The organism is Acinetobacter sp. LoGeW2-3 (genome assembly GCF_002688565.1).
In the GTDB taxonomy this organism is placed as follows: domain Bacteria; phylum Pseudomonadota; class Gammaproteobacteria; order Pseudomonadales; family Moraxellaceae; genus Acinetobacter.
In genome coordinates, this window is sequence record NZ_CP024011.1 from 50,608 (window position 1) to 64,018 (window position 13,411).

The 13,411-nt window shown below is 43.1% G+C and carries 12 protein-coding genes and 2 tRNA genes; 10 read left to right on the forward strand and 4 right to left on the reverse strand.

Translation table 11 applies throughout. From position 1 onward, the window contains the following. The 3 genes from lldR to BS636_RS00290 form a co-directional block, all read right to left on the reverse strand. Positions 1 to 744: a transcriptional regulator LldR gene (lldR, locus tag BS636_RS00280; protein ID WP_099336997.1), complete on the reverse strand. Its 744-nt coding sequence runs from the start codon at positions 742 to 744 to the stop codon at positions 1 to 3. A gap of 20 nt (positions 745 to 764) precedes the next feature. Further along, positions 765 to 2,426, reverse strand: coding sequence for an L-lactate permease (gene lldP / locus BS636_RS00285; protein WP_099336998.1), 1,662 nt, complete (start codon positions 2,424 to 2,426; stop codon positions 765 to 767). Positions 2,427 to 2,667: 241 nt separating this feature from the next. Next, the gene (locus BS636_RS00290) at positions 2,668 to 2,871 is read right to left on the reverse strand and encodes a hypothetical protein (protein WP_099336999.1); all 204 of its coding nucleotides are present in this window, start codon (positions 2,869 to 2,871) and stop codon (positions 2,668 to 2,670) included. A gap of 55 nt (positions 2,872 to 2,926) precedes the next feature. Between BS636_RS00290 and argG the strand changes: the two genes are divergently transcribed. After that, on the forward strand, positions 2,927 to 4,270 hold the full coding sequence (argG, locus tag BS636_RS00295; RefSeq protein WP_099337000.1) for an argininosuccinate synthase: 1,344 nt from the start codon (positions 2,927 to 2,929) through the stop codon (positions 4,268 to 4,270). 66 nt (positions 4,271 to 4,336) lie between these two features. On the opposite strand, the gene BS636_RS00300 is transcribed toward argG, so the two are convergent. After that, complete coding sequence (locus BS636_RS00300) at positions 4,337 to 5,605, reverse strand: GGDEF domain-containing protein (protein WP_171266038.1); 1,269 nt, start codon at positions 5,603 to 5,605, stop codon at positions 4,337 to 4,339. 151 nt (positions 5,606 to 5,756) lie between these two features. Between BS636_RS00300 and pyrC the strand changes: the two genes are divergently transcribed. The 9 genes from pyrC (at position 5,757) to BS636_RS00340 (ending at position 13,376) form a co-directional block, all read left to right on the forward strand. Continuing rightward, a complete protein-coding gene (gene pyrC, locus BS636_RS00305) occupies positions 5,757 to 6,791 on the forward strand; it encodes a dihydroorotase (RefSeq protein WP_099337002.1) in 1,035 nt (344 codons plus the stop codon). After that, on the forward strand, positions 6,776 to 7,435 hold the full coding sequence (rnt, locus tag BS636_RS00310; RefSeq protein ID WP_099337003.1) for a ribonuclease T: 660 nt from the start codon (positions 6,776 to 6,778) through the stop codon (positions 7,433 to 7,435). Before pyrC ends, rnt begins: the two co-directional genes overlap by 16 nt. Before the next feature lie 20 nt (positions 7,436 to 7,455). Then, positions 7,456 to 7,531 (forward strand) — tRNA-Glu (locus BS636_RS00315). Positions 7,532 to 7,705: 174 nt separating this feature from the next. Then, positions 7,706 to 7,864 (forward strand): hypothetical protein, encoded by a 159-nt coding sequence (locus BS636_RS16235; RefSeq protein ID WP_171265971.1) that lies wholly within the window; start codon positions 7,706 to 7,708, stop codon positions 7,862 to 7,864. Between the two features lie 132 nt (positions 7,865 to 7,996). Beyond that, entirely contained in the window at positions 7,997 to 9,427 is a 1,431-nt protein-coding gene (locus tag BS636_RS00320; protein ID WP_099337004.1) for an amino acid permease, read from the forward strand. Between the two features lie 205 nt (positions 9,428 to 9,632). Then, positions 9,633 to 9,708: transfer RNA gene (locus tag BS636_RS00325), tRNA-Glu, on the forward strand. Between the two features lie 115 nt (positions 9,709 to 9,823). Further along, positions 9,824 to 11,236 carry an amino acid permease gene (locus BS636_RS00330; RefSeq protein WP_099337005.1) on the forward strand — a complete coding sequence of 471 codons (1,413 nt, stop codon included), beginning with the start codon at positions 9,824 to 9,826 and terminating at the stop codon, positions 11,234 to 11,236. Positions 11,237 to 11,321: 85 nt separating this feature from the next. After that, positions 11,322 to 12,215 carry an alpha/beta fold hydrolase gene (locus BS636_RS00335; protein WP_099337006.1) on the forward strand — a complete coding sequence of 298 codons (894 nt, stop codon included), beginning with the start codon at positions 11,322 to 11,324 and terminating at the stop codon, positions 12,213 to 12,215. A gap of 246 nt (positions 12,216 to 12,461) precedes the next feature. Beyond that, positions 12,462 to 13,376: an alpha/beta fold hydrolase gene (locus tag BS636_RS00340; RefSeq protein WP_099337007.1), complete on the forward strand. Its 915-nt coding sequence runs from the start codon at positions 12,462 to 12,464 to the stop codon at positions 13,374 to 13,376. Positions 13,377 to 13,411 lie beyond the last annotated feature (35 nt).

The following is a 13,411-nucleotide window of genomic DNA, read 5'->3' on the forward strand; positions in this document are numbered from 1 at the left end:
CTATGTCCTATTTAATCGACTGGCACGTTGACGACGAGCTTCTTCCTCATCAATCATACGTACCCGTTGAACTACAAATTCGATGTGTCCACAAACTGCCTGACGGGCAGCTTCTGGATCTTGGCGTTCGATGGCATCCATCACTTGAAAGTGCTGGTCATACAAAAGCTCAAAATGGCGTGGCGTGGTATAGACTTTGCGTCGTCCGAGCATCACGTTGTATTGCAATAAATCGAAAATGCTACGCATCATTTGGATTAGCACCAAATTATGTGAAGCTTCTGCAATCGCTAAATGAAAATTTGCATCTGCAATTGCAGATTGAGCATCATCATCCTGCATTTGAAAATACTGAATCTGCTCGAAACAATGACGGATTTTTGCAATATCTTCAGGCGTCGCACGCTGTGCAGCGTACCAAGCCGTTCCGCCTTCAAGTACCATTCGCGCTTCTTGCACATCAGTACGATATTCAGGATCGACATCCATTAAATCACTTAAAGGCTGCACAATATTATGCTGTGACCAGTGATTCGGCAGTTCCTGTAAATAAGTACCCGCACCAACACGACTCACCAGCATGCCCTGACTGACCAGATGTTGTAGCGCTTCTCGCAAGGAGGAGCGCGACACGCCTAACTGCTCACATAATTTACGTTCAGCGGGCAAACGGTCTCCGACCTGCATATGATTTTTTTCAATCAAATTACGCAGACTTTGTACAACTTTATCGGAGACTTTCATTGACCGCCCTCAGTATGGTGTTATGGAATCATCCATGGGAACACATAAGCTTGTAAGGTGATAATGATACCGATCATCACCGTGAAGGTGATACTGTGTTTCACAGTAAAGCGGAATAAATCCGATTCTTTACCGACAAGACCAACCGCAGCACAAGCAATTGCAATTGACTGTGGTGAAATCATTTTACCGGTTACACCACCACTGGTGTTCGCAGCTACCAACAATACTTCCGGTACGCCGATCTGTTGAGCTGTTGTTGCCTGCAATGCAGAGAACAAAGCATTTGCAGAAGTATCTGAACCCGTCAAGAATACGCCTACCCAGCCCAAGAATGGCGAGAAGAACGTGAAAGCTTGGCCTGTATGTGCCAGTGCCAATGCTAATGTTGCTGACAAGCCTGAATAATTGGCAATGAATGCAAATGCCAGCACCATACCAATTGAGTAAATTGGTGTCTTCAGCTCATTCACTGTTTCAGCAAAGGTCGCCACAGCCTCTTTCGGTTTCATTTTTAGATAAATAATGGTGATCAATGCTGCGATCATAATCGCTGTACCGGTTGCTGATAACCAGTCGAATTTATAGATAGCGTCGTAGTCTTTCGCTTCAGCAACCACAGGTGGCAGTTTTTGAATCATTTGATGCAGGAAAGGCACCTTGATCGAAATCACCAGATCACTTAAAGCTCCATCTTTAGCAAACAGATCTTTAAATGGCTTGATACTCCACAGAGTTACCATTGCAGTCAGTACCGCAAATGGCGACCATGCTTTAATAATTTGACCAATGCTATATTTTTGCTGGCTAGCCAATGCAATGTTGCTATCCACTTGTTGTTCATCGTCAAAACGGAAAATATGTTTTGGCTGCCAGAACTTAAGTAATACGGTTAAGCTCACCAAAGATGCAATCGCTGCAGTGATATCCGGTAATTCAGGACCCACGAAGTTCGCAGTCAGGAATTGCGCCAATGCAAAAGAACCACCGCCGACTAAGATTGCAGGCCAGGTTTCTTTCACACCACGCCAGCCGTCCATGATCGCCATGATCCAAACCAGTACAATCGGTACCATGATTGGCAACTGACGACCCACCATCTGGCTGATTTCCATGGTGTCCACGCCTGATACCTGACCAGCGACAATAATTGGAATCCCCATCGCGCCAAAAGCCACAGGTGCGGTGTTCACAATCAGACATAAACCGGCAGCGTACAATGGTTTAAAGCCAAGCCCTACCAGCAATGCAGCGGTAATCGCCACTGGGGCACCAAAGCCTGCTGCACCTTCCAGGAAAGTACCAAAAGCGAAACCGACCAACAGCATTTGCAAACGCTGATCTTCGGTTAAAGACAGGATGGATGAGCGGATAATGTCAAATTGTCCAGTCTTCACTGAAATCTTGTAAAGGAATACTGCCCCAATAATAATCCAGGCAATCGGCCATAATCCGTAGAAGAATCCGTAGACCATGGAAGCTAATGCCATCGTGACCGGCATTTTGTAGAGGAACATTGACACCAGAAATGCCAAAGCGACTGTAATCGTTCCTGCTACACTGCCCTTCATTCTGAAAACAGCAAGTGCAAGGAAAAAGAATACAATTGGAATGAGTGCGATCGCGCTGGAAATCCAGATATTTCCGATTGGATCGTAAATTTGTTGCCACTGTTGAAGCATTCTCTACTCCTTGAAATGCTTATTCGTTAATTCACTACAGGACATGCCAAGAATATTATTGGTATGACCAATTTAGCATTAAACAGACCAATATTGGTCTTTTAGCGCGCTAAAATTAATAAAATATTTAAATTATCGCAATAGCCAATTGATTCAAACAAAATTGGTAGGACCAATTATTTCAGTTAGTAAATAATGGTTAATTTCAGTGAAAGCCGCTAAACATCAGGCATCCAGCGTGCTATAAGAGGGAAAGATTGAGATAAAATGAAGAATTTAGAACTTTAGTCTTAGCAGGTGTAAAAACTTGGGATTTGAGCATTTCAACGTCATCTCTGGATGATCCCTTTGCATTAGATTGTTTATTTTTTTGTCTATTTTTTAGATTTTGCATTTTTTTTGCGAAAACTTGCCATTTGAAAGGTGTTACAATATCTTCATTCAAAATTCTCCTTGGCCACCAATATAGTGGTGCCTATATTCTATCGTTAGGATTAACAATGTCTGATAATGCAACTATCTTACAGAATGTACCTGTAGGCAAAAAAGTTGGTATTGCCTTTTCTGGTGGTCTAGATACTTCAGCAGCCCTGTTGTGGATGAAACAAAAAGGCGCAGAACCTTATGCATACACTGCAAACCTGGGTCAGCCTGATGAAGACGATTACGATGCGATTCCAAAGAAAGCTGAAGCTTATGGCGCAGTAAAAGCACGTTTAATCGACTGCCGTCTGCAACTTGCATTAGAAGGTATTGCTGCGATTCAATGTGGCGCGTTCCACATCTCTACTGGTGGTGTTCCTTATTTCAACACAACACCACTAGGCCGTGCAGTAACAGGTACGATGCTTGTTACAGCAATGAAAGAAGATGATGTAAACATTTGGGGTGACGGTTCAACTTATAAAGGTAACGACATTGAGCGTTTTTACCGCTACGGTCTGTTGACTAACCCGAACCTAAAAATTTACAAACCATGGTTAGACCAGACTTTCATTGACGAGCTTGGCGGCCGTGCTGAAATGTCTCAGTTCCTGATCGACAACGGCTTTGACTACAAAATGTCAAAAGAGAAAGCTTACTCAACTGACTCAAACATGTTGGGCGCGACTCACGAAGCCAAAGATCTTGAATACCTGAATGCAGGTATCAAAATCGTTGACCCAATCATGGGCGTTGCGTTCTGGAAAGAAGAAGTTGAAATCAAGCCTGAAGAAGTATCAATTACTTTTGAAGAAGGTTTCCCAGTTGCAATTAACGGTAAACGTATCGAAGATCCAGTTGAATTCATTCTTGAAGCGAACCGTATCGGTGGCCGTCATGGTCTAGGTATGTCAGATCAAATCGAAAACCGTATCATCGAAGCGAAATCTCGTGGTATCTACGAAGCTCCGGGTATGGCGCTACTTCACATTGCTTATGAACGTCTAGTTACTGGTATTCATAACGAAGACACCATCGAACAATACCGCATCAACGGTCTGCGTTTAGGTCGCCTGCTTTACCAAGGTCGTTGGTTCGATTCTCAAGCGTTGATGCTTCGTGAAACTGCACAACGTTGGGTAGCTAAAGCAATCACAGGTACTGTGACTTTAGAACTTCGTCGTGGTAATGACTACACCATCATGAACACTGAATCTGAAAACCTGACTTACGAAGCTGAACGCTTGACGATGGAAAAAGGGGATTCAATGTTCTCTCCTGCCGATCGTATCGGTCAGTTGACTATGCGTAACCTTGACATCACAGATACACGTGCAAAATTGGGTATCTATACAAACACTGGCTTGCTTGCAGTAGGCACAGGTTCTGCAGTACCTCAATTAAAAGACAAAAACAAATAAGTTTGTTTAAAGTCAAAAAAACCGCTCAAATGAGCGGTTTTTTATTGTCTTATATGAAGGAATTATTTAGCTGGTATGCAGCGGGTTTGCGCTTTCCGAAGCAATGGTTTGATAATAAATTTGGTTACGACCCAACTGTTTAGCACGATATAACGCCTGATCCGCAATGCCCAGTAGTTCATCTTTAGTCATGGCTTTCTCGCCACGATACACTGTAATGCCCAGACTGACCGTAATCTGCTTAGCCACTGAAGATTTCTCATGTGGTATTTCCAAACGTTCAATCGCTTTAAAGATATTGGTTGATACTGCATAAGCACCATGTGCATCAGTTTCTGGAAGCAATACTACAAACTCTTCACCACCATAACGCGCCACAAAGTCCATATGCCGGATCGCATTCTTAATCGTAATAGCGATGGTCGAAATTACATCATCACCCTTCTGGTGCCCGTAAAAGTCGTTATAGTTTTTAAAGAAATCCACATCAATAAATAGAATAGCCAACGAGCTTTCCTGACGCTGGGCAGTAGAAAAGTAAATTTCCAGCATCTCATCAAAGGTACGGCGATTCGAGATTTTGGTCAGCTCATCATGCTGACTCAGGTGCAACAATTCCGTATTGTGAATCCGGTGAATTTGCTCACTGATCCGCGCGCGCATGGAATAAAGAAAAATCATCCGTTCGCGGGCAAAGATCATATGGCTAATTACAAAACCTAGTAGGCAACTGCCCAGCAGAATTCGACCAAACACTAAGGGATTAAAGTTTGCTCCGACTAATGTCAGGCAGACAATCGTAGTTCCTGCTGCCAATACACCAGTAACCATCATGTGAATCGGCTTCACACCAGTAAGGATATAACCCAGCACATAAATGATGGTAACGATTGCCATGGACTGATGTTGCAAAGCAGCGGTCTCGATGGACATGGTCAAACATGAAATTGAAACCAACGCCCAAAAAATTAGGACAAGTGAGGCAGGCTGAAAAAATGGTTTTAGGCGTTGTAAACTAGAAAATAAATAGAAGACAAATAAACTAATTCCACCATTAATGATGCCCATTAAACAGAGTGCAAAATCATGTACAAAATATTGTTTATCGATAATCCAGTAATCAGTAGGAATCAGGATGAGCATACCGACAAAATAGATTAATAGCCCCGCCCAGACATACTGATCAGCGTGCTTACGGGCACGTTCCAGATTCTTGGTCCAGAATTCATCTTCAAGTGGTTGTGGAAAAACTCGGCTTAATTTCTGCCCCGCAATAAGTTCTTCGACTTTTTCCTTTTGATCCTGCAGTTTCGCTAAATTGTATTTGTATTCCATGGCAAGCATGTATGTAATTTTTTTAATGTTTTTAAAATAACATACTTTTTTAAATTAATTCATAGTTAATGCATCTTTTGTCAGTATTTCACATTACCATTTTCAGCATAGATGCATTATCATTCATATTATTTCTCTGATTGAATTCGCCTTGAATACGATTACGATTCTCCAGCCAGATGACTGGCACGCTCACCTACGTGATGGTCTAGCACTTAAGCGTACTGTTCCTGATTTAGCTAACCAATTTTCCCGCGCAATCTGTATGCCAAACCTGGTTCCACCAGTTAAAACTGTGGAAGAGGCAAACAGCTATCGTGAACGCATCATGGCGCATGTACCGGAAGGCGTGAATTTTGATCCGCGCATGGTGTTGTACTTCACCAACAATACCTCACCGGCTGAAGTCAAAAAGATCAAAGAATCTGAGCATGTGAATGCCATCAAGCTTTATCCTGCTGGCGCGACCACCAACTCGGACAGCGGTGTAAGCGATATTTCTAAAGTCTATGCCGTGATTGAGCAGCTTGAAGAACATCAAGTGCCTTTATTGCTGCATGGGGAAGTAACCCATAATCACGTCGACATTTTCGACCGTGAAAAACGTTTCCTGGATGAAGTACTTTCACCATTATTAAAGCAGTTCCCGAAACTGAAACTGGTGCTTGAACATATCACCACCAGTGAAGCGGCGAATTTTGTTCTAGAACAAGACCGCAATGTCGCTGCAACCATTACCCCACAGCATTTACTGTTTAACCGTAATGACATGCTGGTGGGTGGTGTAAAACCACATTTCTATTGCTTGCCGATTTTGAAGCGTCAAACGCATCAGCAAACTTTGCTTGAAGTAGCAACCAGTGGTAATCCAAAATTCTTCCTTGGAACCGACAGTGCGCCGCACTCAAAAAATGCCAAAGAAAATGCATGTGGTTGCGCAGGATGTTATAGTGCGCCCACTGCAATTGAACTTTATGCTCAGGCATTTGATCAGGTCGGCAAAATTGACCGTCTGGAAGGTTTTGCGAGCCACTTTGGTGCTGACTTCTATGGCCTTCCTCGCAATACCAATACCATTACGTTGGTGAAAGAAGATCAAGTGATTCCTGAGAGTCTAGACTATTTGGATGGTGAACACATTATTCCGTTATATGCGGGTAAAACCATTCAATGGAGAAAAGTGTGACAAATGAAACTCTCCCAGTCATTGGTCAACGTTTCCGTGGATTTTTGCCTGTTGTTGTCGATGTAGAGACAGCGGGCTTTAATGCACAAACTGATGCCTTGCTGGAAATCGCTGCCATTCCTATTATTTTTAATGAGAAAGGTGAATTTGTGCCGGGTCAAGCGTACCATGCACATATCAATCCGTTTGAAGGGGCAAACCTCGACCGCCGTTCGCTGGATTTTATTGGGATCGACCCCTCTAATCCAATGCGGATCGCGATGGCCGAAGATGAGAAAACTGCGCTGAAACGCATTTTCAAATCTGTGAATGAAGTACGTCGCCAGCAAAACTGTACTCATGCAGTTTTAGTCGGTCACAATGCTCATTTTGACCTAGGCTTTGTACAGGCAGCTATTGCACGTACCGGGACTAAAAACCAGAATCCGTTTCATAGTTTTTCTGTATTCGATACAGTGACTTTGAGCGCGGTGATGTTTGGTCAAACCGTACTGGCAAAATCCTGTATTCAGGCCGGAATTGAGTTTGATGGCAAAGAAGCCCACTCAGCGTTATATGACACACAAAAGACGGCTGAACTGTTTTGCTATATTTTAAACAAACTCACCCCACACCTGCTTGACACTTTGGTGGCGGATCAATAAGATACCGCCATCTTCTAAACGTCCCTATCGTCTAGAGGCCTAGGACATCGCCCTTTCACGGCGGTAACCGGGGTTCGAATCCCCGTAGGGACGCCATCTATTCTGCATTTCTCTTAGTTTTCTTCTCTTTATTCATCAAGAATATCTAGTCTCTAATTTCTAATTATTCATACTATTGCTCATTCCAGATTTGTGAATAAGTGACTTGAGTGCCCTTTATCATTTGCTTAGGCTATAATCAGATCAAGTTCCAAATTTGTCATTTTTCTTATGTTAAAGAAACTTCTGATTGTTTTACTCATTCTGACGCCTTCAGCCCTGTACCTTTATATTGTTAATCGTAGTGACAATAAGGCTGCTGAAACTGAGACAGTGACTACACCTGTAGAAAAAACCCAAACTGAGCAGTCTCGAACTCCAGATCACTAAGTGTAGTGATCTGTACTTGCATTTACTTTCCAAATAAAAAGTTATTTTTCATTTGAAAATTCCTATTAATTATAAATATTGATACAAATCAAACTTAAAATAGTTCCTTTATTTCTCTCCTGAAATCTTGTTATGCAATCTCCCTCCCCACCTTCACAGCAAAAGGCTGTTGAGGGTCATACTCCGTCGTTAAAACGTGCCATGGGCACACGTCACCTGATTATGCTCTCCCTTGGTGGCGCTATTGGTACCGGCCTGTTTATGGGTTCTGGTGAAGTGATTTCCCAAGCTGGCCCACTCGGTGCTGTACTGGCTTATATCATTGGCGGTCTGATCGCTTATATGGTGATGCTCTGCCTGGGTGAGCTTGCGGTACACCTGCCTGTATCCGGCTCATTTGGTGCTTTTGCTTCAAATTATATTGGTCCAGGCACAGGCTATATGGTGTCCTGGATGTACTGGCTTGGCTGGTCAGCAACCCTAGGGACTGAATTTACGGCTGCCGCGATTTTGATGCAGGAATGGTTCCCGCAAACTTCCATCTGGCTCTGGACGCTGATCTTTGCAGCAGGTGTACTGCTTTCTAACCTCAGTTCAACCCGAACTTTTGCTGAGTCAGAATTCTGGCTATCTTTGGTCAAAGTCGCCACTGTACTGATTTTCATCATTCTGGGCTTTGGCTGTATCTTTGGCTTTATTCCATTCACAGGCTATGAATCTGCACCGCTGTTTAGTAATTTGACTGAACATGGCTGGTTGCCAAATGGTTTGATCCCATTGTTCACTACCCTACTGATTGTAAACTTTGCCTTTAACGGTACTGAGATGATCGGGATCGCAGCCGGTGAAACCGAGAATCCTGAAAAGAATATACCAAAAGCAATTCATGCTGCGGTATGGCGTCTGATTATTTTCTTTGTCGGTACCATCATTGTCATCAGTTCATTGCTGACATATACCGATGCAGGTTTACAGGTCGGTGGTCATGGTGGCTTGAGCAGTAGTCCATTCGTATCAGTCTTTACCCAGATGGGTATTCCCTATGCGGAAGACTTTATCCGTTTCGTGATTATCACGGCGTTACTATCGACTGCTAACTCTGGTCTTTATGCCGCTTCACGGATGATGTGGGCATTGTCATCACAAAATCAGCTCCCACGACTATTTGCTAAAGTGAGCAAATCTGGTGTGCCTTATATTGCGGTTTGGGTGACCATGATTGGTGGCTTACCAGGCTTGCTGTCAGAGCAATTTGGTGCTGATGTGATCTTCAAGAACCTAATGGGTGTGGCTGCATTCACCATGGTCATTGTCTGGATGAGCATTTGCTGGAGTCAGTTTAATTTCCGTCGCCAATGGCTAAAACAAGGCCATAGTGTTTTGGAACTGAAATTCCGCACACCTTGGTTCCCACTGGTGCCAATTCTAGGCTTCGTGACTTGTACCGCAACCGGTTTGAGCATGGCAGCCGATCCAGAAATGCTATCTGGCTTTATTGGCTGTCTGCTATTTATGGCAGCTTGTTATGCCAGTTACTACTGGTTGTATCATAATAAATCTTAAGATTTGAATTAATCATCGAAAGTGAACCTACTGATAAGTTGGGTTCACTTTTTTTTATTTTTAATTCAATACTTTGCTGTAATAATAATCACCTAATAAAATAAAGTTTTTGTTTTGTTTAATGTTTAATCTGTTAATACATTTTTAGCAAAAAGCCTTTTGACAAAGCTCCGCTTAGTCCTTAATATAGCCATCACCTCAAAACGTCCCTATCGTCTAGAGGCCTAGGACATCGCCCTTTCACGGCGGTAACCGGGGTTCGAATCCCCGTAGGGACGCCATCTTATGATCATCTCCGATCAGCACTGATTGAAAATTACTATTATTCCATTGCAGATTTGTAGTTTTTCACTACAATAGCTCGCTTCATTCCTTTTGAAGTTTTTCTAATTTCCTATGCACTCATCTCCGAATGATGCTTCGCATCAGGGCAATTCTGCGCCTTTAAAACGCGCTATGAGTACTCGACATCTGGTCATGATTTCGCTTGGTGGCGCAATCGGGACTGGCCTATTTTTAGGGTCGGGTGAAGTCATTGCACAAACGGGGCCTGTAGGTGCCATTCTTGCTTATCTCCTTGGCGGTATCATCGCTTACATGGTTATGCTATGTCTGGGTGAACTTGCCGTACATATGCCTGAATCTGGTTCATTTGGTGCTTATGCCAAACGCTACATTGGACCAGGCACGGGTTATACCATTACCTGGTTATATTGGCTGACCTGGTCAGTGACATTGGGAACCGAATTTACCGCTGCCGCTTTGTTGATGCAGGAATGGTTCCCAGACAGTTCCATGTGGATGTGGACACTGGTCTTTGGTGCACTGGTCTTTACCCTAAATATGATTTCAACCCGCTGGTTTGCAGAATCCGAATTCTGGCTGGCGCTGGTTAAAGTCATCACAGTGGTTGCCTTTATTCTGCTGGGCTTATTGGCAATCTTTGGGGTACTGGGTTATGCAGGTCAGGAAACGGCTCCGCTGTTTACCAATCTGACTGCTCAGGGCTGGTTCCCTGAAGGCCTATTCCCGATCTTCACTACCATGCTGATCGTGAACTTTGCTTTCTCAGGCACGGAACTGATTGGTGTTGCTGCGGGTGAAACTAAAGATCCTGCCAAAAATGTACCGAAAGCAATTAATACTGCAATTTTCCGTCTATTGATTTTCTTTGTAGGTACGATTGTAGTAGTAACCTGTCTTTTACCACATCAAGAAGCAGGTCTTGCTGCTGAAGGGGTAAGTAGCAGTCCATTCGTGACTGTATTCCAGCACATTGGTATTCCATATGCTGAAGATGTCATTCGCTTTGTGATTATCACTGCGCTGCTATCTGCTGCCAACTCAGGTTTATTCGCTGCTTCTCGTATGATGTGGTCATTGTCTTATAGCAAACAATTGCCAGCCATGTTCTCAAGAGTGAATGCACGCGGTATTCCGTATATTGCAGTGATCGTGACCATGATCGGCGGTATGCCAGGCCTGTTATCTGAACAGTTTGCACCAGAAACCATTTTCACCAATCTGCTCGGTATTGCTGCCTTTACCATGGTAGTGGTGTGGATGAGTATCTGTCTGAGTATGTTCAACTTCCGCCGTGACTGGTACAAACAGGGCAAAACTGCGAAAGATCTTGAATTTGCTGCACCATTGTTCCCGATCGTGCCGATTCTGGGCTTCCTGTTCTGTCTGATCACTTGTATCAGCATGGTGTTTGATCCAACGATGCGTATCAGCTTCTTTGGCTGTCTGCTGTTTATTGCACTGTGCTATGTCAGCTACTACAAGTTCTATCACAATAAAGCTTAAATCTTAAAGGCAACAAAAGAGCAGCTCCGGCTGCTCTTTTTTTATCTATACTAAAAATGTTTCAGGCAACCAGCGTGGTGTGTCGATGAAAATTATTTATATTCATGGCATGAACAAGCAGAAATTCAGTTCTGCCTCACTGCGTCAACGTTGGCTAAGTCTGTTGAAACATGGCTTGCAAAAGTCACATCAACAGGCTCATTTTGCTTATATCAAACGACATATTCGTATCCCCTTTTATGGTGATTTACTGTCACGCCATCATTTACATAATGTCTTAAATGCTAGTACCTTGATGCCGCAAGACTGGCCACGTTTTCCCTTCCATCATCCACTCAAATCCGAGCCACCACCGCCACATCTCCAGCATTATTCACCTGAAACTTGCGAGATTCCCGAGTTGAAGGCTGAGGATGTGATGACCTTTAATCAAAAACTGAAGTTCATTAGCACTTTAAGCCGCAATACCGCCTTACGGGATTTCGTGATTCTCCTGAATCATTTTCCGCATCTGCACGATACGTTGATCAAAAAATTCCTGATTGAAACCTATTCCTATCTCGCCAATTCCACATTCATGCAGCAAGTTCATCAGCGTATTGGTCAACAACTGCATGATGATAAACCTTGTATCCTGATCGCACATTCCTTAGGGAGCGTGATTGCCTATCATTATTTGCTGTTACATGCGGAACTGAATGTGCAGCGTTTTATTAGTATGGGATCGCCGTTAGCCTTCCGGGTGATTCAGGAACACTTACCACAGCCCATTTGCCGTCCCAAAGCAATTACCGGTGACTGGATTAATTTCTATTGCAGCGACGACTTTCTGACGGCTTTTCCACTCTCAGAACCACCGTTCCAGTTCCAGCCAGCGATTATCAATCACCAGATTCGCACCTCTATCTACCATCCGCATGATATTGATGGCTATATCCAGCATCCAGAAGTCATCAAAGCACTGCTAGAATTACTCTAAAATTCACTCCAAATTCTTGATTTAACTTTTACCGTTCCATTCATATTATTTTTCTATTCAATAAAGTTTTAAATCTAGACCTATTAATCCTCTGTCTTTTCTACCACTTTTATAAAAATATACACCTGTCTGTTAATTATTGTTTTATCAAAGAAATTTACACATTAACACCACAAAAAGTGCAGCTCGATTTGTAGTAATTTTCTCTATACTGAAAATATATTAATCGACCTCCGTGAGGTATCGATGAAAGTTATTTTTATTCATGGAATGAACCAGCAACATCATAGCGCTGCATCAATCCGCCAGCGCTGGTTGCATATACTTCAAAAAAGCATTCGACAACATCAGCATGATGTCAGATTTAGTTATTTAAAACGTCACATTCGCATTCCATTTTATGGGGACCTGCTTTCACGTTATAACGTCCGTAATCTTCTAGAGGCTGGCACACTCATGCCAAAGCAATGGCCGAGTTTTCCTTTTCGTAAGCCTATTCAACCTCAGCTTCCTGCCCCTGTTCCACGTCCGGGCTGGCGCAAGCCCACAATTTCTTCTGATCTTTCCAAACCTAGCTCGAGTGAAAGCATGGATTTCAGACAGAAATTCAATTATTTCACTGCCATCAGCAAGAATGTTGCGCTGCGGGATTTTGCATTATTGCTCAATTATTTTCCCAACCTGCATCGTAATTTATTGCAGAAATTTTTGATTGAAACTTATCTTTATCTGGATAATCCTGATTTCATGAAGCAAGTGCATGAGCGGATTGCCCGGCAATTGAATGGTCGTCAACCCTGTATTGTGGTTGCCCATTCTCTGGGTAGTGTGATTGCTTATAATTACCTTATCCAGCATCCTGAACTGAATGTACAGCGTTTTATTACTTTAGGCGCGCCTTTAGCCTTCCAGGTGATTCAGTCACATTTACCGCAGCCGATTGTGCGACCTGAGGCGATTAAAGGTGATTGGATCAATTTCTATTCAACCGATGACTATCTCACCGCCATTCCTCTGACAGAACCGCCATTTAAGTTTGAACCAGAAATTATTAACCATGGTATTCGCACACATATTCACCGTCCGCATGATATTACTGGCTATTTACTGCATCCACAGGTGGTAGAAGCCATTTTGGAATTGCTTAAAAATCCGGCTTAAACCATGTATTTTTCAAGTATTTTCCTAAGATTGTT

Coding starts and splice junctions, on each gene's coding strand:
- lldR (WP_099336997.1), bottom strand. CDS start 744: ATGAAAGTCTCCGATAAAGTTGTACAAAGTCTGCGTAATTTGATTGAA.
- lldP (WP_099336998.1), bottom strand. CDS start 2,426: ATGCTTCAACAGTGGCAACAAATTTACGATCCAATCGGAAATATCTGG.
- argG (WP_099337000.1), top strand. CDS start 2,927: ATGTCTGATAATGCAACTATCTTACAGAATGTACCTGTAGGCAAAAAA.
- BS636_RS00300 (WP_171266038.1), bottom strand. CDS start 5,605: ATGGAATACAAATACAATTTAGCGAAACTGCAGGATCAAAAGGAAAAA.
- rnt (WP_099337003.1), top strand. CDS start 6,776: ATGGAGAAAAGTGTGACAAATGAAACTCTCCCAGTCATTGGTCAACGT.
- BS636_RS16235 (WP_171265971.1), top strand. CDS start 7,706: ATGTTAAAGAAACTTCTGATTGTTTTACTCATTCTGACGCCTTCAGCC.
- BS636_RS00320 (WP_099337004.1), top strand. CDS start 7,997: ATGCAATCTCCCTCCCCACCTTCACAGCAAAAGGCTGTTGAGGGTCAT.
- BS636_RS00330 (WP_099337005.1), top strand. CDS start 9,824: ATGCACTCATCTCCGAATGATGCTTCGCATCAGGGCAATTCTGCGCCT.
- BS636_RS00335 (WP_099337006.1), top strand. CDS start 11,322: ATGAAAATTATTTATATTCATGGCATGAACAAGCAGAAATTCAGTTCT.
- BS636_RS00340 (WP_099337007.1), top strand. CDS start 12,462: ATGAAAGTTATTTTTATTCATGGAATGAACCAGCAACATCATAGCGCT.